Source organism: Hydrogenophaga sp., from assembly GCF_030373245.1.
Classification (GTDB): Bacteria; Pseudomonadota; Gammaproteobacteria; order Burkholderiales; family Burkholderiaceae_C; genus Hydrogenophaga.
This window is the reverse complement of sequence record NZ_JAUCZF010000009.1, coordinates 123069-146219: the sequence shown is the minus strand read 5'-3', so window position 1 is coordinate 146219 and position 23151 is coordinate 123069. Positions and strand designations below refer to the sequence as shown.

General features: G+C 63.6%; 16 protein-coding genes and 2 tRNA genes. All 18 read right to left on the bottom strand.

Annotation, left to right across the window (positions count from 1 at the left end; translation table 11 throughout):
- Positions 1 to 82 precede the first annotated feature (82 nt).
- Positions 83 to 158, bottom strand: a tRNA-Phe gene (locus QUV25_RS17905).
- A gap of 60 nt (positions 159 to 218) precedes the next feature.
- A complete protein-coding gene (locus tag QUV25_RS17900) occupies positions 219 to 914 on the bottom strand; it encodes a response regulator (protein ID WP_300866016.1) in 696 nt (231 codons plus the stop codon).
- A 30-nt stretch (positions 915 to 944) separates the two neighbouring features.
- Positions 945 to 3194 carry an ATP-binding protein gene (locus tag QUV25_RS17895; RefSeq protein WP_300866014.1) on the bottom strand — a complete coding sequence of 750 codons (2250 nt, stop codon included), beginning with the start codon at positions 3192 to 3194 and terminating at the stop codon, positions 945 to 947.
- Between the two features lie 7 nt (positions 3195 to 3201).
- The gene (locus tag QUV25_RS17890; RefSeq protein ID WP_300866011.1) at positions 3202 to 3897 is read right to left on the bottom strand and encodes a DUF4390 domain-containing protein; all 696 of its coding nucleotides are present in this window, start codon (positions 3895 to 3897) and stop codon (positions 3202 to 3204) included.
- Between the two features lie 7 nt (positions 3898 to 3904).
- Positions 3905 to 5236, bottom strand: a complete 1332-nt coding sequence (rsmB, locus tag QUV25_RS17885; RefSeq protein ID WP_300866099.1) for a 16S rRNA (cytosine(967)-C(5))-methyltransferase RsmB — start codon at positions 5234 to 5236, stop codon at positions 3905 to 3907.
- A 96-nt stretch (positions 5237 to 5332) separates the two neighbouring features.
- Positions 5333 to 6391, bottom strand: a complete 1059-nt coding sequence (locus QUV25_RS17880; protein ID WP_300866010.1) for a M48 family metalloprotease — start codon at positions 6389 to 6391, stop codon at positions 5333 to 5335.
- A 53-nt stretch (positions 6392 to 6444) separates the two neighbouring features.
- Positions 6445 to 7038: a LemA family protein gene (locus QUV25_RS17875; RefSeq protein WP_300866008.1), complete on the bottom strand. Its 594-nt coding sequence runs from the start codon at positions 7036 to 7038 to the stop codon at positions 6445 to 6447.
- 278 nt (positions 7039 to 7316) lie between these two features.
- Positions 7317 to 11546 (bottom strand): DNA-directed RNA polymerase subunit beta', encoded by a 4230-nt coding sequence (gene rpoC / locus QUV25_RS17870; RefSeq protein WP_300866004.1) that lies wholly within the window; start codon positions 11544 to 11546, stop codon positions 7317 to 7319.
- A 27-nt stretch (positions 11547 to 11573) separates the two neighbouring features.
- Complete coding sequence (rpoB, locus tag QUV25_RS17865) at positions 11574 to 15698, bottom strand: DNA-directed RNA polymerase subunit beta (RefSeq protein ID WP_300866002.1); 4125 nt, start codon at positions 15696 to 15698, stop codon at positions 11574 to 11576.
- Between the two features lie 260 nt (positions 15699 to 15958).
- Positions 15959 to 16336 carry a 50S ribosomal protein L7/L12 gene (gene rplL / locus QUV25_RS17860; protein ID WP_291014887.1) on the bottom strand — a complete coding sequence of 126 codons (378 nt, stop codon included), beginning with the start codon at positions 16334 to 16336 and terminating at the stop codon, positions 15959 to 15961.
- Positions 16337 to 16378: 42 nt separating this feature from the next.
- Positions 16379 to 16906, bottom strand: a complete 528-nt coding sequence (gene rplJ / locus QUV25_RS17855; protein WP_300865999.1) for a 50S ribosomal protein L10 — start codon at positions 16904 to 16906, stop codon at positions 16379 to 16381.
- Positions 16907 to 17167: 261 nt separating this feature from the next.
- Positions 17168 to 17863, bottom strand: a complete 696-nt coding sequence (rplA, locus tag QUV25_RS17850; RefSeq protein WP_300865997.1) for a 50S ribosomal protein L1 — start codon at positions 17861 to 17863, stop codon at positions 17168 to 17170.
- A 1-nt stretch (position 17864) separates the two neighbouring features.
- Positions 17865 to 18296 carry a 50S ribosomal protein L11 gene (rplK, locus tag QUV25_RS17845; protein ID WP_300865994.1) on the bottom strand — a complete coding sequence of 144 codons (432 nt, stop codon included), beginning with the start codon at positions 18294 to 18296 and terminating at the stop codon, positions 17865 to 17867.
- A 118-nt stretch (positions 18297 to 18414) separates the two neighbouring features.
- Positions 18415 to 18990 (bottom strand): transcription termination/antitermination protein NusG, encoded by a 576-nt coding sequence (nusG, locus tag QUV25_RS17840; RefSeq protein WP_300865992.1) that lies wholly within the window; start codon positions 18988 to 18990, stop codon positions 18415 to 18417.
- Positions 18990 to 19373, bottom strand: a complete 384-nt coding sequence (gene secE / locus QUV25_RS17835) for a preprotein translocase subunit SecE (RefSeq protein WP_300865990.1) — start codon at positions 19371 to 19373, stop codon at positions 18990 to 18992. Before secE ends, nusG begins: the two co-directional genes overlap by 1 nt.
- Positions 19374 to 19515: 142 nt before the next feature.
- A tRNA-Trp gene (locus tag QUV25_RS17830) sits at positions 19516 to 19591 on the bottom strand.
- A gap of 29 nt (positions 19592 to 19620) precedes the next feature.
- Positions 19621 to 20811, bottom strand: a complete 1191-nt coding sequence (tuf, locus tag QUV25_RS17825) for an elongation factor Tu (protein ID WP_300865987.1) — start codon at positions 20809 to 20811, stop codon at positions 19621 to 19623.
- Positions 20812 to 21015: 204 nt separating this feature from the next.
- Positions 21016 to 23118: an elongation factor G gene (gene fusA / locus QUV25_RS17820; RefSeq protein ID WP_300865986.1), complete on the bottom strand. Its 2103-nt coding sequence runs from the start codon at positions 23116 to 23118 to the stop codon at positions 21016 to 21018.
- Positions 23119 to 23151 lie beyond the last annotated feature (33 nt).

Below are 23151 nucleotides of genomic sequence, written 5' to 3'. Positions count from 1 at the left end.
AAGCAGGCCAAACCGCTGCGCACTGACTTCATTCAGCGCTCCAAACGACGAAGCCCATCGCGAGGATGGGCTTCTGAGATTGTGGTGGCCTGGGACGGAATCGAACCATCGACACGCGGATTTTCAATCCGCTGCTCTACCAACTGAGCTACCGGGCCAACAGAGGCGAAAGTATAGCAGTTTCGCCGGGCGGTTCAGCCACCGCCAGCGCGTGAGGTTCAGATGCCGTTGCGCTTGCTGCGAGCCAGGTCGACACCGAGCTGCTTGAGCTTGCGGTAGAGGTGGGTTCGCTCGAGACCGGTCTTTTCCGCCACACGGGTCATAGAGCCGGACTCCTTGGCCAGGTGGTATTCGAAGTAGGCTTTTTCGAACTCGTCGCGCGACTGGCGCAGCGGGCCTTCAAGGTTGAAGGACTGCAGTGGCTGCGGGCCGATGTCCATCACGGGCACTGGCAGAGCGGTGCCGCCGGTCATGGCGACTTCGACCGTGAGGTCGGCCGCAGGCGGCCCGGAGGACCTGAGCACGGGCGCGACCATGCCGGGTTTGGCCATTGCCTTGTTCAATCCCTGGTCGACGGCTTTGAGCAGCTTGGCCAGGGTGATGGGCTTTTCGAGGAAGGCGGTGGCGCCGATGCGGGTGGCCTCGACCGCGGTGTCGATGGTGGCGTGGCCACTCATCATGATCACCGGCATGGTGAGCAAACCGGTGCTGGACCACTCTTTGAGCAAGGTGACGCCATCGGTGTCGGGCATCCAGATGTCGAGCAACACCAGGTCGGGGCGCAGCATGCTGCGAGCCGCTCGGGCTTGCGCCGCGTTTTCGGCCAGCTCGACGGTGTGACCCTCATCGTTCAAGATGTCCGAGAGCAGATCTCGGATGCCCAGTTCGTCGTCTACGACCAGAATGGTTGCCATGGCGTTCGTTCGTCCCCTTGGTGCTTGTTGTCAATTCGCAACTGCGAATGATAACGACACTTGGGCGCCCACCACTTTCCCGTCTTGCACGCGGTTGCTGAGGTCAACGCGGCCGCCGTGTTCGTCCATGATTTTCTTCACCACCGCCAGGCCCAGGCCGGTGCCTTTGGCCTTGGTGGTCACGTAGGGCTCGAAGGCGCGCTTGAGGATGTGCTCGGCAAAGCCGGGGCCTTCGTCGCACACCGAGAGCCGCACCCATTGCCCCGAGTCAGAACGCCGCGTGCGCAGCAGCACGGCGGCATTGGGCTGGCCGGCCATGGCGTCTTGTGCGTTCTGCACCAGGTTGTGCAGAATCTGGCGCACCTGCTGCGGATCGGCCATGGCGCGCGGGCAGCTGTCGTCCAGCTCATGGCGCACCGGCACGCTGGCGTTGTCGTACAGGCTGAGCACGTCGCGCACCAGGGCGTTGATGTCGGTGGGTGCGAGCTGGGCAGCGGGCAGGCGCGCGTAGTCGCGGAATTCGTTGACCAGCCGTTTCATGGCGTCCACCTGGTCGACGATGGTGCGCACGGACTTGGTCAGCACCGCCTGCTCGGCCGGCTGCACCTTGCCTTCGAGCTTCATGGCCAGACGCTCGGCCGAGAGCTGGATGGGGGTGAGTGGGTTCTTGATCTCGTGCGCCAGGCGGCGCGCCACTTCGCCCCAGGCCTGAGCGCGTTGGGCGGCCACCATGTCTGACACGTCGTCAAATACCAGCAGGCGCTCGTTGTTGGGCAGCAGCGCCCCGCGCGCGATCAGCGTGAGGCCTTCGTCAAACGGCGTGTTGCCAGGGGCGCCGAGCTCAAACGACTGCTGCCAGTGGCCACCACCATGCTGGGTACCGTCACCCAGAAAACGCTCAAACTGCTGCGCCACGCCGTGCGCGAAAGGCTCCAGGCCCGGCACCTCGGTCAGGGGTTTGCCGATGTGAAGCCCCAGCGGCAGGCGCAGGATGCGCGCCGCGCCGGGGTTCACGCTCTCGATGCGGCCATCAGCATCCAGCACCACCACACCGGCCGTGAGGTTGTCCAGGATGGTCTGCAGGTTGTCGCGCGCCGCGTCCACCTGCGCCATGCTGCGCTGCACGGCGCTGCGGGCGTCGGCCAGGTCTTGCGTCATGTGGGCAAAGGTCCGGGTCAGGCCGGCGAGCTCGTCGCGCGCGGCCAGCGCCGGTTTGGGCGAGAGGTCGCCGGCAGCCACTTCGCGCATGCCCTCGGCCAGCACCAGCAACGGGCGCACCAGCTGGTTGCCCAGCAGCACCGCCAGCAGCACCGCACCGAAGACGGCAAGGAACAGCGCCAGCGTGAGCGTGCCGATGTACATGCGCTGCAGGCCTTCGCGCGCCAGCGCGCGCTCCTGGTACTCGCGGTTGGCCACTTGCACGGCCAGGGCGTCGGCCACCAAGGCCGGTGGCAGGCGGGTGGTGACCTGCAGGTAACGCGGCTCGGCGTTGAAGCCGAAACCGGTGGCGGTAACGAGCGCAATCACCTTGATGCGGGCGCGCCCGGCGTCCAGCGCCGCCTGCGCTTCCTGCGAATCGGCTTCGTCCAGGCCGTCGATGTCGGCAACCACGCGCGCGGCGCGAACCCGGCGCAGCTGCGCCAGGCTGGGCCGGTCGGGGCTGATGTCGAAACGCGATTCGCCAGCGCTGGCCAGGGACTGGCCCGCGGCGTTCCACAGCACGATGTCGCTGGCCGAGAGCTGTTCGCGCAGGCGCTCCAGCGCCAGCACCGCCGTCGCGCTGGGCTCGCGCGCCAGCGACTCGGCGGCCAGGCGGGTCTTGCTGCTGAGGTCGGCGCTGAGTGTGTCGAGTGTGGTGCGGCCCAGGTTGAGGCCGGCGGTGAGTGCCGACTCGACGCGCACGTCGAACCAGCTCTCGATCGAGCGCGAGACAAACTGGTAAGACACGGTGTAGATCAGCGCGCCAGGCAGGATACCCACCAGCACGATGATGCCGGCCAGCTTGAGCAGCAGGCGGCTGCCGAACTTGCCGCGCCGAAAGCGCAACACCAGCCGCACCGCCAGCCACAGGATGACCAGCCCCAGCACCACCGCCACACCCACGTTCACGCCCACCAGCCAGGCGAAGTTCTGTTCGTAGAGGGCGCGGTTGCGCGTGGCCAGGGTGAGCAGGAAGAGCAGCACCATGCCCAGGCCGGTCATGAAGACCAAGGCCGCCACCACGGCCCAGCGCGTGGATGCGGCCTTTTTGCGGGCGTTGGTGGTGTCGGCGGGGCTCACGTCGATGTCAGCGCCCACTCTCGCTGGCCGATTCTTGAAGCTTGACCTCGTCCGGCGGCGTTGGAGGCGCTGGCGGCGCCTCGGGTTCGATGGTGGCAGGCACGTCGAGCCGGCGGCTGAATTCGACCAGCCACTCGGGCTGATTGGCCATGCCGATCTGGAACGGGCGCGGCAGCAAGGTGAGGTCGAGCCGGAAAGCCACCTCGACCCGCTGGTCGCCGCCAGCGGCCAGACTCGACGCATCCGAGATGCGCCAGCGTGAGACGCGACTCACGCCGGCCAGGGCATCGGGCAGGCTGTCGAAATTCTGGTGCAGCGCGTACTGCAGCCCGGCGCCACCGCGTGCGGCCTCGGGATCGTTGGACACGCTGACCCGCCAGCGCCGGGTCAGCGGCTGGTAGATCAGGCGCAGGGTGCGCTGTGTGCTGGCCACCCGCTTGTCGGTCCAATACCAGCGGTCGCGCAGGACGTCGACCTGCCAGACGAAGTACAGCGGCACACCGCGCAGCAGCGCGTCTTCCACCGGGGCGCTGGGGGCGAGCTGCAAGCGGGCCGAGAGGTACAGCCCGTCGGCCGAGCGCTGCAGGCCGATTTGCTCGACGGTGGGGTCGGTGGCGTGTGCCGGCAGCCAGGCGCCCAGACACAGCCACAGCGCCAGGCTGGCTCGCAGCCACCTGGCCGGCCACCGAGCGGCAGCGCGCACGATCACCTCAGGCCAGAGCCTTGTCGATGCGGGCGTAAAAAAAGCCGTCGGGTCCACCTGGTTCATTGTCGTGGAACCCTGCCGGGTCGCCGACATTTCCCGGCAGCAAATGCCCGGGCGAGGGCCACAAAACCGCCTCGGTGTGGCGCTCAAGGAACGACGTGACCTGACCTGAACCCTCGGTGCGGAAGACCGAGCAGGTGGCGTAGACCAGCCTACCACCCGGTTTGACCAGCGGCCAAAGGGCCTCGAGCAGCTGCTGCTGCACCGCGGCGAGCTGGGCCACATCGCTCGCGCGGCGCAGCCAGCGCACGTCGGGGTGGCGACGCACGATGCCCGAAGCGGTGCACGGCGCATCGAGCAAGATGGCATCGAAGGGGCGACCATCCCACCAGCCAGCGGGGTGAGCGGCGTCGGCCGTGCGCACCTCGGCGTGCAACCGCAGGCGCTTCAAGGTGTCGGTCACGCGGTTACAGCGCTTCGGGTCCAGGTCCAGCGCGAGCAGGTCCAGATCGGCGCGCTCCAGCAGGTGCGCGGTCTTGCCACCAGGCGCCGCGCAGGCATCGAGCACACGCGCACCGGCCAGCCCCTCGCGCCCGGCCAGCAGCAGGGGCGCAGCCAGCTGGGCGGCGGCGTCCTGCACCGAGCAAAGTCCATCGGCAAATCCCGGCAGGCGGTCCACGGGTTGCGGCGCCTCCAGCTCCAGTCCATCGTCGCCCACCCGGCGCGCGGGCATGCCCAGGGCCAGCAAGGCTTGCTGGTAGCTCGCCACATCGGTCAGGCGCCGGTTGACGCGCAGCGTCATGGGGCCGGGCAGGTTGTTGGCCTGCAAAATCGCCTGCCAGTGGTCCGGGTGGTCGCGCTGCAGCAGCTCCACCCACCAGCTCGGGTGGTTCCACCGCGCCTCGACGTCGGCGCTCACTGCCTGCATCAGTGCGTCGCGCTCGCGCAGCAGGCGGCGCAGGCAAGCGTTCACAAACGCCGCCGCGCGCTGGGTGCTGCGCTGCTGCCGCACCGCCTCCACCGCCTGGTTGACCACCGTGTGAGGCGGGTACAGCGCGGCAGTGGTTGCGGGCTCGACCCCGGGCTCATCGACGAGCAGCGCCACCGCGCAACACAGCATGGCACGTACGGCAGGATCGGGCTTGCGCGGGGCCAGGCGAGCCACCAGTGCCCGGCAGGTGCCGAGTCTGCGCAATACATGGAAAGTAAGGGCCTGCACGCCAGGGCGCAGGTCAGCGGCCACCTGGGGCAGGATTTCGCTCAGCGAATGGCCTTGCTCCACCGCCAGCACGCAGCGCGCGGTGTGGTGAAGCTGGGTAGCAAGACTGGGGGTCAGCCGGGAGACGGCGGTATCGGAGGGGACAGGGGTATTCAAAGCAGGCGGGTTGATCGAGTGCGCAAGCCTGCGAGTGTCGCTCAGGAGGCGCTCAATTCAGACCAGCGTCCAGCCTGGCCCGTCGGCGTCTCGCGGGTTGACCGGCGGCTGCGGCGCTTCTGGCGTCTCTTTGGCCAGCGGCAGCGGCCCCATCGCGCGGCCGTAGATGCGGCGAATGCGCTGCTCCAGCGTGGGGTGGGAGTCGAGCCAGTCGGCCACGGGGTCTTCGTGATCAGAAATCAGCAGCATGTGCTGCACATGCGATCCGATGCGCCTTGACACCAGGCCATCGCTCCGCTGGCTCAGCACCTTGCGCAGCACGCCGCCCAGGCCATCGCGGTTGCGCGTCCATTGCACCGCTCGCGCATCGGCGAGGTACTCGCGCTGGCGCGACACCGCCGCCTGCAGCGCGTGGCCAGCCAGCCAGCCCAGCCAGCCCGCACCCATGAGCGCGAAGCCGAGCAGCGCGGCGGCCATGCGTCGGTCGTGGGTGCCGGGCTGGGCCATGTGCTGACCCATGCGGTAAAGCATTTCCAGTCCAAACACCATACCGATCAGCCGCATGTTGAGCCGGGTGTCGCCCTCGACGATGTGGCTGAACTCGTGCGCCACGAGGCCTTGCAGTTCGTCGCGCGTGAGGTGGTCGAGCGCGCCCTGAGTGACGGTCACCACCGAATCGTCGGCGCTCCAGCCCGCAGCAAAGGCGTTGATACCGGCGTCGCGTGCCATCACCATGGCCTTTGGTCGCCTCAGGCCAGACGAGACGGCCATCTCGTCGACGATGTTCGCAAAGCGCTGCTCGTCGAAATGGCCAGAGGGCTGAGCCGGGCGCGCGCCCAGTTGCTCGGCCAGGCGCTGGCCCCCTCCGCTGGCCAGGCGAGAGGTTTCGACCCACCAGCCTCCCAGCACGAACAGCAGCACCACCATCGTGTTCACCGCAATGAAATGCCTGGGCAAGGACAGCTCCCCCGGCATCCAGAAACCCCAGGTGAGGCCCCAGGCCAACGCCAGCGCCGCGTTGACCAGCAGCACCAGCAGGAGCACGGTCAGTGCAAACGCCAGCAGCAACTTGCGCGTCTCGCCACGGGCGTCGCGCTGGGACTCGAAGATCAGCATCGAAATCCCGTCAGCCTGCGCGGACGAACAGGGTGGGCCGAAAGGTCACGCGCTCAGAACGCCACCTTGACCGGCGCGCGTTCGACCTCGCTGGTGGTGGAAGCGAGCATGTCCTGCGGCAGGAAGGTGAACAGGCGCGCAACGATCAGCGTGGGGAACTGCGCCGCCGCGTCGTTGAACTCCAGCACGTGGTCGTTGTAGGCCTGGCGCGCAAACCCGATGCGGTTTTCCGTGCTGGCCAGCTCTTCGCTGAGCTCGCGCATGGTCTGGTCGGCCTTGAGATCGGGGTAGGCCTCGGCCACCGCAAACAACCGCCCCAGGGCGCCACCGAGCAACTGCTCCGCACCGGCCAGCGCGCCAAGCGCACCCGCGTTGAGTGGACTGGCGGCTGCAGCCTGTTCGGCAGTGCGCGCCTGGTTGCGCGCAGCGATCACCGCCTCCAGCGTTTCAGATTCGTGCGCCAGGTACTTTCGCGCCACCTCGACGAGGTTGGGGATCAGGTCGTAGCGCCGCTTGAGCTGCACGTCGATCTGGCCAAACGCATTTGCAATCGCATTCTTCAGCCGCACCAGGCGGTTGTAGGCACCCACCGCCCAGAAAAATACCGCCAGGCACACGGCCAGCATCACCCACAGGGTCACAGACATGGTTTTCTCCTTCTCGGTCCTCGATCTTGCGACTCTAGCCCAGCCAGGGGCATTCGCGCCGTGAGATAGGGCTCAGCACCACATGAAAAAGCCCCCGATCAGACGATCGGGGGCTTTTTTGCAATGAGCGGCACGCTGAAGCGCCACAACGCGAAGGGCCTAAGCGTTAAGAGGCATCGAAGCGTGGGAGCCGCCCGATTGCCTGTCCGTCCGCCCAGGGGGCATCAGCCCCTTGGGTGAACAATGCCCCGTGCCGCGGTGAAGCGCGGGGGCGAAACCTACTCCGCCGCCTCGCTCGGGCTGGCGTCGGCCTGATCCGCTTGGTCCGCCTGATCGGCCGCCAGCGACATTGCGTCGGCTTCGGCGATGGCACGGCGCTCTTCGTCGTCCATTTTTTCCTTGACCTTGCGCGCCTCGTGGTACGCCATGCCGGTACCGGCCGGGATCAGGCGACCCACGATCACGTTTTCCTTCAGGCCACGCAGCTCGTCGCGCTTGCCCATGATGGCAGCCTCGGTGAGCACGCGGGTGGTTTCCTGGAAGGAAGCCGCAGAGATGAAGGAGTCGGTCGACAGCGAGGCCTTGGTGATGCCCAGCAGCACGTTGGTGTAGGTCGGCGGAATCTTGCCCTCAGTGCGCAACGCGTCGATGGTGTTCAGGATTTCCGAACGCTCGACCTGCTCACCCTTGATGTAGGACGAATCCCCCACCGACTCGACGACCACGCGGCGCAGCATCTGGCGCACGATCACCTCGATGTGCTTGTCGTTGATCTTCACGCCCTGCAGGCGGTAGACGTCCTGCACCTCATCCACGATGTAGCGCGACAGGGCCTCGATACCCAGCAGGCGCAAGATGTCCTGTGGATCAGCCGGGCCGTCCACCACACCTTCGCCCTTGTTGACCACCTGGCCTTCGTGGACCAGGATGTTCTTCTCCTTGGGTATGAGGTCGTCCCAGATCTGGCCTTCAGGGTCGGTGATCTGCAGGCGCACCTTGCCTTTGGTCTCTTTGCCGAACGACACGGTACCGGTCATCTCGGCCAGCTTGCCGGCATCTTTCGGCGAACGGGCTTCGAACAGCTCGGCCACCCGCGGCAGACCGCCGGTGATGTCGCGCGTCTTCTGGCCTTCGACCGGGATGCGGGCGAGCACATGGCCTGGGCCCACGTCCTGCCCGTCGCGCACTTCCAGCAGCGCGCCAATCTGGAAACCCACCGTCACCGAGTGATCGGTACCGGGGATCTTCACCTCGTTGCCAGTGGCATCGAGCAGCTTGACCAGCGGACGCACCACTTTGGCCGAACCACGGTGCTTGGGGTCGATCACCACCAGCGAGCTCAGGCCGGTCACGTCGTTGACCTGCTTGGCCACCGTCAGACCCTCTTCCACGTTCTCGAACTTCACCTGACCGGCGAATTCCGTGATGATGGGTCGGGTCAGCGGATCCCAGTTGGCCAGCACGGCGCCGGCCTTGACGGCCTGGTCAACCTTGACCGCCAGGATCGCACCGTAGGGCACCTTGTGGCGCTCGCGCTCGCGACCGATTTCGTCGTGGATGATGATTTCGCCCGAACGCGCAATCACCACCAGCTCGTTCTTGCTGTTGGTCACGTAGCGCATGGTGGCGTTGAAGCCCACGGTACCAGCCGACTTGGATTCCACGCTGGAGGCCACTGCCGCACGCGATGCCGCACCACCAATGTGGAAGGTGCGCATGGTCAGCTGCGTGCCGGGTTCGCCGATGGACTGGGCGGCGATCACGCCAACCGCTTCACCGATGTTCACCATGCCACCTCGACCGAGGTCGCGGCCATAGCACTTGGCGCAGATGCCAAAGCGGGTTTCGCAGGTCAGTGCGGTGCGCACTTTCACCTCGTCCACACCAGCGGCTTCCAGCTCGTCGAGGATGTCCTCATCCATCATCTCACCCGCGGGCACCATGACGGCGCGCGTCTCGGGGTGGGTGACTTCCTCGGCTGTCACACGGCCCAGCACGCGGTCGCGCAGCGATTCGATCACCTCGCCACCTTCGACAATCGCGCGCATCACCGTGCCGTTGGTGGTACCGCAGTCTTGCTGGTTCACCACCAGGTCTTGCGTCACATCCACCAGGCGGCGAGTCAGGTAGCCCGAGTTTGCGGTCTTCAGCGCCGTGTCGGCCAGACCCTTTCGGGCGCCGTGGGTGGAGATGAAGTACTGCAACACGTTGAGACCTTCACGGAAGTTCGCCGTGATCGGGGTCTCGATGATGGAGCCATCGGGCTTGGCCATCAGGCCACGCATGCCGGCGAGCTGGCGAATCTGCGCAGCGGAACCGCGAGCACCCGAGTCGGCCATCATGTAGATGGAGTTGAACGACTCCTGGTCGACTTCCTTGCCGTTGGCGTCGATGGTCTTTTGCTTGGCCAGCTGGGCCATCATGACCTTGGAGATCTCGTCTCCCGCCTTGCCCCAGATGTCCACCACCTTGTTGTAGCGCTCGCCAGAGGTCACCAGACCGGAGGCGTACTGCTGGGCGATTTCCTTCACCTCGGCCTCGGCACGACCAATGACGGCCGCCTTCTCTTTCGGCACCAGCATGTCGTCGACGGCGATCGAGATGCCCGAGCGCGTGGCCAGACGGAAGCCGTACTGAAGCAGCTTGTCCGCAAAGACGACGGTCTCTTTGAGACCGCACTTGCGGAACGAGGCGTTGATCAGGCGCGAGATTTCCTTCTTCTTCAGCGCCTTGTTCATCACCTCGAAAGGCAGTCCCTTGGGCAGGATCTCGGACAGCAAGGCTCGGCCCACCGTGGTTTCCAGCAAGGAGGTTGACGAGGTGAACTCGCCGGTTTCCTTTTGTTTGGCCCACTGCGTGAGGCGAACGCTGATCTTGGAGCTGATCTCGACCACGCCGTTGTCCAGCGCGCGCTGCACCTCAAGCACGTCAGCGAAGATCATGCCTTCGCCTTTGCCGTTGATCTTCTCTCGGGTGGCTGAGTACAAACCCAGCACCACGTCTTGCGACGGCACGATCGACGGCTCGCCAGAAGCCGGGAACAGGATGTTGTTCGAGGCCAGCATCAGGGTGCGCGCTTCGATCTGCGCTTCCACCGACAGCGGCACGTGAACCGCCATCTGGTCGCCGTCAAAGTCGGCGTTGAACGCCGCGCACACCAGCGGGTGAAGCTGGATTGCCTTGCCTTCGATCAGGATGGGCTCGAACGCCTGAATACCCAGGCGGTGCAGCGTGGGAGCGCGGTTCAGCAGCACCGGATGCTCTTTGATGACCTCTTCCAGGATGTCCCACACCACCGGCGTACCGGCTTCCACTTCTTTCTTCGCGGCCTTGATAGTGGTCGCGATGCCCATGGCTTCCAGACGCGAAAAGATGAAAGGCTTGAACAGCTCCAGGGCCATCAGCTTGGGCAGGCCGCACTGGTGCAGCTTGAGCGTGGGGCCGACCACGATGACCGAGCGGCCCGAGTAATCGACGCGCTTGCCCAGCAGGTTCTGGCGGAAACGGCCGCTCTTGCCTTTGATCATGTCGGCCAGCGACTTCAGGGCGCGCTTGTTGGCACCCGTCATGGCCTTGCCACGGCGGCCGTTGTCCAGCAGCGAGTCCACAGCTTCCTGCAGCATGCGCTTCTCGTTGCGCGCGATGATTTCGGGCGCTTTGAGTTCGAGCAGGCGACGCAGGCGGCTGTTGCGGTTGATGACCCGGCGGTACAGGTCGTTCAGGTCGGAGGTCGCAAAGCGGCCGCCATCCAGCGGGACGAGCGGACGCAGGTCCGGCGGCAGCACGGGAAGGACGTCCAGCACCATCCACTCGGGCTTGATGCCCGACTTCTTGAAGGCTTCCAACACCTTGAGGCGTTTGGCGTTCTTCTTGATCTTGAGCTCCGAGCCAGTCAGGTCGTTGCGCAGCTTCTCGATCTCGATGTCGAGGTCGATCGCCTGCAGCAGCTCCTTGATGCCCTCGGCGCCCATCTTGGCGATGAATTCGTCACCGAATTCCTTGCGCTTGGCGTCGTAGTCGTCCTCGGTCATGATCGCGAATTTCTTCAGCGGGGTCATGCCCGGATCAACGATCACATAGGCTTCGAAGTACAGCACACGCTCGATGTCGCGCAGCGTCATGTCCAGGATCAGGCCCAGACGCGACGGCAGCGATTTCAGGAACCAGATGTGGGCGCAGGGCGCGGCCAGGTCGATGTGACCCATGCGCTCGCGGCGCACCTTGGTCTGCGTGACTTCAACGCCGCACTTCTCACAAATCACGCCGCGGTGCTTCAGGCGCTTGTATTTTCCGCACAGGCATTCGTAGTCCTTGATGGGACCAAAAATCTTGGCGCAAAACAGGCCGTCACGCTCGGGCTTGAAGGTGCGGTAGTTGATGGTCTCGGGCTTCTTGACTTCGCCAAAAGACCACGAGCGGATTTTTTCCGGCGAAGCCAGGCCGATGCGGATGGCATCGAAGTGCTCGTCGGGCGTGAACTGCTTGAACAGGTCGAGTAATGATTTCATGGGTTCAATCCTTGTCTAGCCGGCGAATTAGGAGCGTTCCAACTCGATGTCGATACCGAGTGAGCGAATTTCCTTGACCAGCACGTTGAACGACTCGGGCATGCCCGCTTCGATCGAGTGCTCGCCCTTGACGATGCTTTCGTACACCTTGGTGCGGCCCTGCACGTCGTCCGATTTCACAGTGAGCATTTCCTGCAGGATGTACGAGGCGCCATAGGCTTCCAGCGCCCAGACCTCCATCTCGCCGAAACGCTGACCACCGAACTGCGCTTTGCCGCCCAGCGGCTGCTGGGTAACCAGGGAGTACGGGCCGGTGGATCGGGCGTGCATCTTGTCGTCGACCAGGTGGTGCAGCTTCAGGAAGTGCATGTAGCCCACAGTGGTCACGCGTTCAAACGCTTCGCCGGTGCGGCCGTCGTACAGCTGCGCCTGGGTACGGGTGGCGGTGAGGCCTTTGCGGGCCGCGATGTCGTCCGGGTAGGCCAGCTTGAGCATGGTGCGGATTTCGTCTTCCGAGGCACCATCAAACACCGGCGTGGCAAACGGCACACCATGCTGCAGGTTGTCGGCCATCTCCAGCACCTCGGCATCGGACAGCGCGCTCAGCGTCTCCTTTTTGCCGGCCTGGTTGTAGACGGTCTCCAGCAGCTCGCGGAATTCGCTCGCCTTGGCTTCAGCCTGCAGCATGTCGCCGATGCGCTGACCAATGCCTTTGGCGGCCCAGCCCAGGTGCACTTCCAGCACCTGGCCCACGTTCATGCGCGAAGGCACGCCCAGCGGGTTCAGCACGATGTCGGCGGGGGTGCCGTCGGCCATGTAGGGCATGTCTTCGACCGGAACAATCTTGGACACGACGCCCTTGTTGCCGTGACGACCTGCCATCTTGTCACCAGGCTGCAGGCGGCGCTTGACGGCCAGGTAAACCTTGACCATCTTGAGCACGCCAGCGGGCAGCTCGTCGCCTTGCGTGAGCTTCTTGCGCTTTTCTTCAAAGGCGAGATCGAAGCTGTGGCGGGTCTGCTCCATGGAGTTCTTGATCGACTCCAGCTGGGCAGCCACGTCGTCGTCGGCCGGGCGGATGTCGAACCAGTGGTACTTCTCGACTTCGGCCAAGTAGGCCTTGTCGATCTTGGTGCCTTTGGCCAGCTTCTTCGGTCCACCGTTGGCGACCTTGCCGGTCAACAGCTTCTCGATACGGTCAAAGGCGTCGGCCTCCACGATGCGGAGCTGATCGTTGAGGTCCAGGCGGAAACGCTTGAGCTCGTCGTCGATGATCTGCTGGGCGCGCTTGTCACGGGTGATGCCCTCGCGGGTGAACACCTGCACGTCGATCACGGTGCCCTGTGAGCCCTGGTCCACGCGAAGCGAGGTGTCCTTCACATCGCTTGCCTTCTCGCCGAAGATGGCGCGGAGCAGTTTTTCTTCCGGCGTCAACGTGGTCTCGCCCTTGGGCGTGACCTTGCCGACCAGCACATCGCCGGGCAGCACTTCGGCGCCCACGTAAATGATGCCGGAGTCGTCCAGGCGGTTGAGCTGCTGCTCGGCCAGGTTGGGGATATCGCGTGTGATTTCTTCGGCGCCCAGCTTGGTGTCGCGCGCCATGACCACGAGCTCTTCGATGTGGATCGAGGTGTAGCGGTCGTCAGCAACCACGCGCTCGCTGATCAGAATCGAGTCTTCGAAGTTGTAGCCGTTCCAGGGCATGAAGGCGATCAGCATGTTCTGCCCGATCGAGATCTCACCCAGGTCGGTTGACGCGCCGTCGGCGATCACGTCGCCCTTGGCCAGCAGATCGCCCTTCTTGACGATGGGACGCTGGTGGATGTTGGTGTTCTGGTTGGAACGCTGGTACTTGATGAGGTTGTAGATGTCCACACCCACCTCGCCCGCCAGGGCTTCCGCGTCATTGACGCGGATCACGATGCGGGTGGCATCGACGTAGTCCACCACGCCGCCGCGCTTGGCGGTCACCACGGTCCCGGAGTCGATCGCGGCAACGCGCTCGATACCGGTGCCCACCAGTGGCTTTTCAGGCCGCAGCACAGGCACGGCCTGGCGCGACATGTTGGCACCCATCAGCGCGCGGTTGGCGTCGTCGTGCTCCAGGAATGGCACCAGCGAAGCCGCCACCGAGACAATCTGTGCTGGCGACACGTCCATGTACTGGATGGTGTCGGCCGGGGTCAGGATGGATTCACCCTTTTCCCGCGCCGAGATCAGGTCGCCCGTGAGGCGGCCTTCGGCGTCGAGCATGGCGTTGGCCTGCGCGATCACGTACTTGCCCTCTTCAATGGCCGAGAGGTAGTCGATCTGGTTCGTCACCTTGCCATCAATCACGCGGCGGTACGGGGTCTCGATGAAACCGTACTCGTTCAGGCGGGCGTACAAGGCCAGCGAGTTGATCAGGCCGATGTTCGGGCCTTCAGGGGTTTCGATGGGGCAGACGCGGCCGTAGTGGGTCACGTGCACGTCTCGCACCTCGAAGCCGGCGCGTTCGCGGGTCAGACCACCCGGGCCAAGAGCCGACACGCGGCGCTTGTGGGTGATCTCTGCCAACGGGTTGGTCTGGTCCATGAACTGCGACAGCTGGGAGGCACCAAAGAACTCCTTCAGGGCCGCGGAAATCGGCTTGGAGTTGATCAGGTCGTGCGGCATCAGCGGCTCTTGCTCGGCCTGACCCAGACGTTCCTTCACGGCCTTTTCGATACGCGCCAGACCGGTGCGGTACTGGTTTTCGGCGAGTTCGCCCACGCAACGCACGCGGCGGTTGCCCAGGTGATCGATGTCGTCGACTTCACCGCGACCGTTGCGCAGGTCCACCAGGATCTTGACCACGGCCAGGATGTCTTCGTTGGACAGCACCATGGCGCCGGTGGATTCGTCGCGGCCCACGCGGGCGTTGAACTTCATGCGGCCCACGCGCGACAGGTCGTAGGTGTCCGGGTTGTAGAACAGGCGATGGAACAAGGCCTGCACTGCGTCTTCGGTTGGCGGCTCGCCAGGACGCATCATGCGGTAGATGGCGACACGGGCTGCAAACTCGTCGGCCGTTTCATCCGCGCGCAGCGTCTGCGAGATGTAGGCGCCCTGGTCGAGTTCGTTGGTGTAGAGGCACTGGAGGTCCTGAACACCGGCAGTGCGCAGCTTCTTCAGCAGCACTTCGGTCAGCTCGTCGTTGGCCTTGGCGATGATTTCGCCAGTTTCTTCATCGACGATGTTGCGCGCCACCACGCGGCCGATCATGAAGTCTTCGGGCACGCTGATGTGCGAGGTGCCGGACTGCTCCATCTCGCGGGTGTGCCGCACGGTGATGCGCTTGTCCTTGGCGACCACGACCTTGCCCGACTTGTCGGTGATGTCGAAACGGGCGACTTCGCCCCGCAGGCGCTCGGGCACGAAGGCCATCTGTGCGCCGCTGTCCATCAGGCGGAAGTGGTCGTTGACGAAGAAGTTGGCCAGGATGGTTTCCGGCGTCAGGCCGATGGCCTTGAGCAGGATGGTGACCGGCATCTTGCGACGGCGGTCGACACGGAAGAACAGCACATCCTTGGGGTCGAACTCGAAATCGAGCCAGGAACCGCGGTAGGGGATGATGCGGGCGGAAAACAGCAGCTTGCCGGAACTGTGGGTCTTGCCCTTGTCGTGCTCGAAGAACACGCCGGGCGAACGGTGCAACTGAGACACGATGACGCGCTCGGTGCCGTTGATGATGAACGAACCCTTGTCGGTCATGAGCGGCACTTCGCCCATGTAGACCTCTTGCTCCTTCACTTCCTTGACCACCTTGGACTGGTTGGTCGAGGACTCGCGGTCGTAAATGATGAGCTGCACACGCGCACGCACGGCCGAGGCAAACGTCAGGCCCCGGGTCTGGCATTCCCGCACGTCAAACGCCGGCTTGGCGAGGTTGTACTCGACGAACTTCATCTCCACAAAACCGTTGTGCGAGACGATCGGGAATGCGGCTTCGAACGCGGCCTGCAGGCCTTCGTTGCCGCGCTTTTTGGGTGGCAGGTCGGCCTGCAGGAAGGCGGTGTACGCGTCCTTCTGCATTTGCAGCAGGTAGGGAATCGTGAGCACGTTTTCACGCGTGCCAAAACTCTTGCGGATGCGCTTGCGCTCGGTGTAGGAATACTGGGATGCTGATGCCATGAGATCTCCGGCTTGAGGTCTGCGGCGACTGTCTGGCCAATCGGGTGGGCGCACCCGGTGACATGCTTGGTGGGTTGGCCTCTACCAACCTTGGCGGACGGCCTGTGCATTGCACACAGGCCCGAACCAAGTCGTCTTCTGCAGTCGGGGTCAGAAGACACTCAGCAGAGCGGTCCGCGGACCACGCTGCTGGGTGTGCTCTGAAAGCACCAAAGGCTGGAGGCTCTGCACGAGCGCTCCAGCCCCTGAAACCGGGCGAATTACTTCAGCTCGGCCTTCGCGCCAGCGTCGAGCAGCTTCTTCACAGCGGCGTCGGCGTCGGCCTTGGCCACGGCTTCTTTCACGTTCTTCGGTGCGCCATCGACCAGGTCCTTGGCTTCTTTCAGGCCCAGACCGGTGATTTCGCGCACAGCCTTGATGACCGAGACCTTGTTGGCGCCGGCTTCCAGCAGCACGACGTTGAACTCGGTCTTCTCTTCGGCCGCAGCGGCTGCGCCACCGCCGCCACCCGCTGCGGGTGCTGCCATCGCAGCTGCGCTCACACCAAACTTCTCTTCGATGGCTTTCACCAGGTCGTTGAGTTCCATGACCGTCATGCTGTCCAGCGAGGTCAGAAATGCGTCTTTATCGAATGCCATTTTGATTTCCTAACAATTGGTTGAAACAAGCTCGCTGCGCCTTCAGGCGGCAGCGGGCTCCTCGGCTGCCGCGGGGGCAGCGCCTTCGCCTTTTTTCGCCGCCAGCGCACCCAGCACCACGGCGGTGCGGGACATGGGCGACATCAGCAAGCCACACAGCTGGGCCAGCAGCACTTCCTTGGATGGAATGCTGGCCAGCTGCTTCACGCCCTCGACGTCCAGGACTTTGCCACCGTAGACACCACCGCGAATCACCAGCTTGTCGTTGGTTTTCGCGAATTCGGCCACCACTTTCGCGGCAGCCACGGCGTCTTCGGAGAAGCCATAGATCAGCGGACCGGTCATCTGGTCGGCGCCCACTTCAAACGAGCTGCCAGCCACAGCGCGGCGTGCCAGGGTGTTTTTCAACACACTCAGGCTCACACCGCTGCTGCGTGCTGCCACGCGCAATTTGTCCATGTTCGCGACCGTGATGCCACGGTACTCCGCCATCACGAGCGTTTGAGCTTTAGCGGCGAGGCTGGTCACTTCGGAAATGACCGCTTCTTTCTCACTGCGATTCAGACTCAAGGTCTACTCCTTCAAAGTGCCCTCGGCCTGAGGCCTGGGGCACGCTTCATTGCAGCGACCAACTGTTTCGAAACCCTTGTTTCTTCTGCAGCGGGATCGCCATCTGCGCTGGCTTGTCACCATTAAGTCGCTGGGCTTTGAGGCCCTTGGACACCAGCGGTCTTGGATGGCTCCTCAGGTCGGGTGACAACACCAGCCCTTCGGACCCACCACACCCGGGCGTCGCACCTGACGATGCGACTCCCGAATTCTTTCAGGCCATCAGGCCGAGATGCTCTGCGTGTCGACGCGAACGCCCACACCCATGGTCGACGACACCGCCACCTTGCGCAGGTAAACACCTTTGCTGGTGGCCGGCTTGGCCTTGTTCAATGCATCGAGAAGCGCCACCAGGTTGCCTTGGAGCTTGTCGCTGTCGAACGAGCGGCGGCCAATGGTGCCGTGCACGATGCCGGCCTTGTCGACGCGGAACTGCACCTGACCAGCCTTGGCGTTGCGCACAGCCTGGGCCACATCGGGCGTCACGGTGCCGACCTTGGGGTTGGGCATCAAGCCGCGCGGACCCAGGATTTGACCCAGCGTGCCGACGACGCGCATGGCATCGGGCGAGGCGATCACGACATCGAAGTCCATCTTGCCGGCTTTGACGTCGGCAGCCAGGTCGTCCATGCCGACCACGTCGGCCCCAGCGGCCTTGGCTTCTTCGGCTTTGGCACCTTGGGCGAACACGGCCACGCGCTTGGTCTTGCCGGTCCCATTGGGCATCACGACGGCGCCGCGCACCACCTGATCGGATTTCTTGGCGTCCACACCGAGCTGAACCGCCACGTCGATGGACTCATCGAATTTGGCGTTGGCGCACTCTTTGATGATGGCCAGCGCCTCAGCCAGTGGGTACAGCTTGTTGCTGTCGACCTTGCCTTCGAAGGCTTTCTGTTTTTTGGTCAGTTTGGCCATCTCACACGCCCTCCACAATCACGCCCATCGAGCGGGCCGAGCCGGCGATGGTGCGCACAGCGGCGTCCAGGTCGGCAGCGGTCATGTCTTTCATCTTGGTCTTGCAGATTTCCTCGAGCTGAGCGCGGGTGATCTTGCCGACCTTGTTCTTGTTGGGCACCGAAGAGCCCTTGTCGAGCTTGATCGCCTTCTTGATCATGTAGGTCGCCGGAGGCGTCCCCATCTTGAAGGTGAAGCTCTTGTCCGCGAAGGCGGTGATGGTCACCGGGATCGGCATACCGGGCTCGAGACCCTGGGTCTGTGCGTTGAACGCCTTGCAGAACTCCATGATGTTCAAGCCGCGCTGACCCAGCGCCGGGCCGATCGGGGGAGAGGGATTGGCTTTACCAGCTGGCACTTGCAGCTTGATGAAGCCGACGATTTTTTTCGCCATGAGTTAGCTCCTGCGAGTGCAGACGGTTGCCACAGGGACAACCTCCTCGCGATTGGGGACCCGGTTCAGAAACAAATGCCACAGGCAGCGGGCCGACCTGCCTGCGTCACGATAAAGATCAGGCTTTTTCGACCTGACCAAACTCGAGCTCAACCGGCGTGGCACGACCAAAAATGGTCACCGACACCCGCATCTTGCTTTTCTCGTAATTGACTTCTTCGACCGTGCCGTTGAAGTCGGTGAACGGACCTTCCTTGACGCGGACATACTCGCCCACGACAAACTCGACCTTGTGACGCGGTTTGTCCGTGCCTTCCTGCATTTGGTTGACGATCTTCTGAACGTCTTCCTCGGAGATCGGCGCCGGGCGGTTCTTGGCGCCACCAACAAAGCCGGTGACCTTGTTGGTATGCTTGACCAGGTGCCAGGTGTCGTCATCCATCACCATTTCCACCAGCACGTAGCCAGGGAAGAACTTGCGCTCGGTGGTTCGCTTCTGGCCGTTCTTGACCTCGACCACCTCTTCGGTCGGCACCAGGATGCGGCCAAACTTGTCTTGCATGCCGGCCCGGTTGATGCGCTCGACGATATTGCGTTCGGCCGCCTTCTCCATGCCGGAGTAGGCGTGCACGACATACCAGCGCATGCCTTCGGCAGCCACGCCGTCGGTCACTGGGCTTTGATGGTCACTCATTAATTTCTCCAGCCCAGGACAAGGTCGAACAGCACCCATTCCAGGGTCTTGTCAGTCAACCACAAAAACAACGCCATCACGAACACGAAGGCGAACACATAAGCGGTCATCTGCATCGCTTCTTTGCGAGCCGGCCAGACCACCTTCTTGGTTTCGCGCCAGGAATCGCGAGCAAAGGCGATCAGCTGACGGCCTGGTTCGGACACGGCAAAGGCCACGATGGCGGCCACGATGGCGCCCAGCAGCACACCCACGCGCACCAACGAACCCTGGCCCGCGAGCAGGTAATAGCCGACAAAACCCGCGACCAGCAGCAGCACGGCGGCAGCCAGCTTGGCCTTGTCGGCGCTGCTGTTGACGGTTTGTACTTCGGAGGTGGCCATGAATTTCCAGACAATGCTTAACAAAAACGCGCACTCGAAGCGCTGCTGCTTGAGACACGCAAGCCCACCAGAGGTCTTGACGACTTCGGCGGGCTTGAAAACCACCTGAGGCGGGGATCAGATCCCAACGATTTCCATCAGGTGGCAGGGGCAGTAGGAATCGAACCTACAACCTTCGGTTTTGGAGACCGACGCTCTGCCAATTGAGCTATACCCCTACTGGCTTATGCCCCCCAGCGGGCGGCGATTACGCAATGATCTTGGCCACGACGCCGGCGCCGACGGTGCGACCGCCTTCGCGGATGGCAAAGCGCAGACCTTCTTCCATGGCGATCGGGTTGATCAGCTTGACCGTGATCGACACGTTGTCACCCGGCATCACCATCTCCTTGCCTTCTGGCAGCTCGATGGAGCCCGTCACGTCCGTCGTGCGGAAGTAGAACTGCGGGCGGTAGTTGTTGAAGAACGGCGTGTGACGGCCGCCCTCGTCCTTGGACAAGACGTAGATCTCGCCGGTGAAGTGCGTGTGCGGCTTGATGGAGCCGGGCTTGCACAGCACCTGGCCGCGCTGCACGTCTTCGCGCTTGGTGCCGCGCAGCAAAATACCGACGTTGTCGCCAGCCTGGCCCTGGTCCAGCAGCTTCCTGAACATTTCCACGCCGGTGCAGGTGGTCTTCTGGGTGTCGGCGATGCCGACGATCTCGATTTCCTCGCCGACCTTGATGATGCCGCGCTCGATGCGCCCGGTCACCACAGTGCCGCGACCAGAGATGGAGAACACGTCTTCCACCGGCATCAGGAAGGCACCATCCACAGCGCGATCGGGCGTGGGGATGTAGGTGTCCAGAGCATCGGCCAGCTTCATGATGGCCTCTTCACCCAGCCTGCCCTTGTCGCCTTCGAGGGCGAGCTTGGCCGAGCCGTGGATGATGGGGGTGTCGTCACCCGGGAATTCGTACTTGTCGAGCAACTCGCGCACTTCCATCTCGACCAGCTCGAGCAGCTCGGCGTCGTCGACCATGTCGCACTTGTTCAGGAACACGATGATGTAAGGCACGCCGACCTGGCGGGCCAGCAGGATGTGCTCGCGGGTCTGGGGCATGGGGCCGTCAGCGGCCGAGCACACCAGAATGGCGCCGTCCATCTGCGCCGCACCGGTGATCATGTTCTTCACATAGTCGGCGTGGCCGGGGCAGTCCACGTGGGCGTAGTGGCGGTTGGCCGTCTCGTATTCCACGTGGGCGGTGTTGATGGTGATGCCGCGCGCCTTCTCTTCGGGAGCCGCGTCGATCTGGTCGTAGGCCTTGGCCGAGCCGCCGTATTTGGCCGACAGCACGGTGGTGATCGCCGCCGTCAGCGTCGTCTTGCCATGGTCCACGTGACCAATCGTGCCCACGTTCACGTGCGGCTTGGTCCGCTCAAATTTCTCTTTTGCCATTTGAAATACCTCAAAAAGAACAAGGCCCGTGTGGGTTTAACGTTTCCGGCGCGGGCTGCCACGGGCAGCAAACCCACCGCTTGCGCGGCGCCGAAGACAAAGAATCTGGCCCACCCCTGCGCTGCGCTTCGCGCGTCACCCCCTCAAGGGGGCGTCGCTGGCAGACCGGCAAAGCCGGATCTGCGGCGACCTGGGTGGGAACCTTTACTTCGCTCTTGAAGCGACGATCGCCTCGGCGACGTTGCGCGGCGCTTCGGCGTAGTGCTTGAACTCCATGGAGTAGGTGGCACGGCCTTGCGTTGCGGAACGCAGCGTGGTCGAGTAGCCAAACATTTCCGACAGGGGCACCTCGGCCTTGATGGCTTTGCCGCCACCGACCATGTCCTCCATGCCCTGCACCATGCCGCGACGGCTGGACAGATCGCCCATCACGTTGCCGGCGTAGTCCTCTGGCGTCTCCACTTCCACGGCCATCATCGGCTCGAGGATGACGGGACTGGCTTTCTTGCAGCCCTCCTTGAAGCCAAAAATGGCCGCCATCTTGAACGCCATTTCGGACGAGTCCACGTCGTGGTACGAACCGAAGTGCAGCGTCACCTTGACGTCCACCACCGGGTATCCGGCCAGCACGCCCGTGGTCAGCGCTTCGATCACGCCTTTTTCCACAGCAGGGATGTACTCGCGAGGCACCACGCCGCCTTTGATCGCGTCGACGAACTCGAAGCCTTTGCCGGCTTCGTTGGGTTCGATCTTGAACACCACGTGTCCGTATTGGCCCTTACCGCCCGACTGTCGGACGAACTTGCCTTCAGAGTCCTCGACCGTCTTGCGGATGGTCTCGCGGTAAGCGACCTGGGGCTTGCCCACGTTGGCTTCCACGCCGAATTCGCGCTTCATGCGGTCGACAATGATCTCCAGGTGCAGTTCGCCCATGCCGGCGATGATGGTCTGGCCCGACTCTTCGTCGGTCTTGACGCGGAAGGAAGGGTCTTCTGCTGCCAGGCGTTGCAAGGCAATGCCCATTTTTTCCTGGTCGGCCTTGGTCTTCGGTTCCACGGCCTGCGCAATCACAGGCTCAGGGAACACCATGCGCTCGAGCATGATGATGTCGTCTGGATCGCACAGGGTTTCGCCCGTAGTCACGTCTTTCAGGCCCACGCAGGCAGCGATATCACCCGAGCGAATTTCTTCGACTTCCAGGCGGTTGTTGGCATGCATCTGCACGATACGGCCAATGCGCTCTTTCTTGCCCTTGACGGGGTTGAACACCGAGTCGCCCTTTTTCAGCACACCAGAGTACACACGCACAAAGGTCAGCTGGCCCACATACGGGTCGGTCATCAGCTTGAAAGCCAGGGCCGACAGCTTTTCGTCGTCGGCAGGACGACGTACCACCGGCGCCTCGTCTTCGTCCGTACCTGCAACGGGCGGAATGTCCACCGGCGAGGGCAGGAAGTCGACCACGGCATCCAGCATGCGCTGCACGCCCTTGTTCTTGAAGGCCGAGCCACACAACATCGGTTGGATTTCAGCAGCCAGCGTGCGCGTGCGAATACCAAGCTTGATTTCGTCTTCGGTCAAGTCACCCTCTTCCAGGTACTTGTTCATGTACTCTTCGCTGGCCTCGGCGGCTGCCTCCACCATCTTCTCGCGCCACTCTTTGGCTTGCGCCTGCAGTTCGGCCGGGATTTCGCGGTATTCGAACTTCATGCCCTGGGATGCTTCGTCCCAGATGATGGCCTTCATCTTGATCAGGTCCACGACGCCAGTGAAGTTTTCTTCGGCACCGATGGGGATCACGATCGCCACCGGGTTGGCCTTCAGGCGCAGCTTCATTTGGTCGTAGACCTTGAAGAAGTTGGCGCCGGTGCGGTCCATCTTGTTCACAAACGCCAGGCGAGGCACTTTGTACTTGTTGGCCTGGCGCCAGACGGTTTCCGACTGAGGCTGAACGCCGCCCACGGCGCAATACACCATGCAGGCGCCATCAAGCACGCGCATGGAACGCTCCACCTCGATGGTGAAGTCCACGTGGCCGGGGGTGTCGATGATGTTGAAGCGGTGCTCTTCGTAGTTGAGCTCCATGCCCTTCCAGAAGCAGGTGGTGGCGGCGGAGGTGATCGTGATGCCACGCTCCTGCTCCTGCTCCATCCAGTCCATGGTGGCCGCACCGTCGTGCACTTCACCAATCTTGTGGTTGACGCCGGTGTAGAAAAGAATGCGCTCGGTGGTGGTGGTCTTGCCGGCGTCGATGTGGGCGGAAATACCGATATTGCGGTACCGCTCCAGTGGCGTGTTGCGTGCCATGGAAATACTCCTGAATGGGGCAAGCCCGCTGCC

Excerpts from the sequence above, each read along its gene's own strand:
- QUV25_RS17900 (WP_300866016.1), bottom strand. The coding sequence starts at position 914 with ATGGCAACCATTCTGGTCGTAGACGACGAACTGGGCATCCGAGATCTG.
- QUV25_RS17880 (WP_300866010.1), bottom strand. The coding sequence starts at position 6,391 with ATGCTGATCTTCGAGTCCCAGCGCGACGCCCGTGGCGAGACGCGCAAG.
- QUV25_RS17875 (WP_300866008.1), bottom strand. The coding sequence starts at position 7,038 with ATGTCTGTGACCCTGTGGGTGATGCTGGCCGTGTGCCTGGCGGTATTT.
- rpoC (WP_300866004.1), bottom strand. The coding sequence starts at position 11,546 with ATGAAATCATTACTCGACCTGTTCAAGCAGTTCACGCCCGACGAGCAC.
- rpoB (WP_300866002.1), bottom strand. The coding sequence starts at position 15,698 with ATGGCATCAGCATCCCAGTATTCCTACACCGAGCGCAAGCGCATCCGC.
- rplL (WP_291014887.1), bottom strand. The coding sequence starts at position 16,336 with ATGGCATTCGATAAAGACGCATTTCTGACCTCGCTGGACAGCATGACG.
- rplA (WP_300865997.1), bottom strand. The coding sequence starts at position 17,863 with ATGGCCAAACTGACCAAAAAACAGAAAGCCTTCGAAGGCAAGGTCGAC.
- rplK (WP_300865994.1), bottom strand. The coding sequence starts at position 18,296 with ATGGCGAAAAAAATCGTCGGCTTCATCAAGCTGCAAGTGCCAGCTGGT.
- nusG (WP_300865992.1), bottom strand. The coding sequence starts at position 18,990 with ATGAGTGACCATCAAAGCCCAGTGACCGACGGCGTGGCTGCCGAAGGC.
- secE (WP_300865990.1), bottom strand. The coding sequence starts at position 19,373 with ATGGCCACCTCCGAAGTACAAACCGTCAACAGCAGCGCCGACAAGGCC.
- tuf (WP_300865987.1), bottom strand. The coding sequence starts at position 20,811 with ATGGCAAAAGAGAAATTTGAGCGGACCAAGCCGCACGTGAACGTGGGC.
- fusA (WP_300865986.1), bottom strand. The coding sequence starts at position 23,118 with ATGGCACGCAACACGCCACTGGAGCGGTACCGCAATATCGGTATTTCC.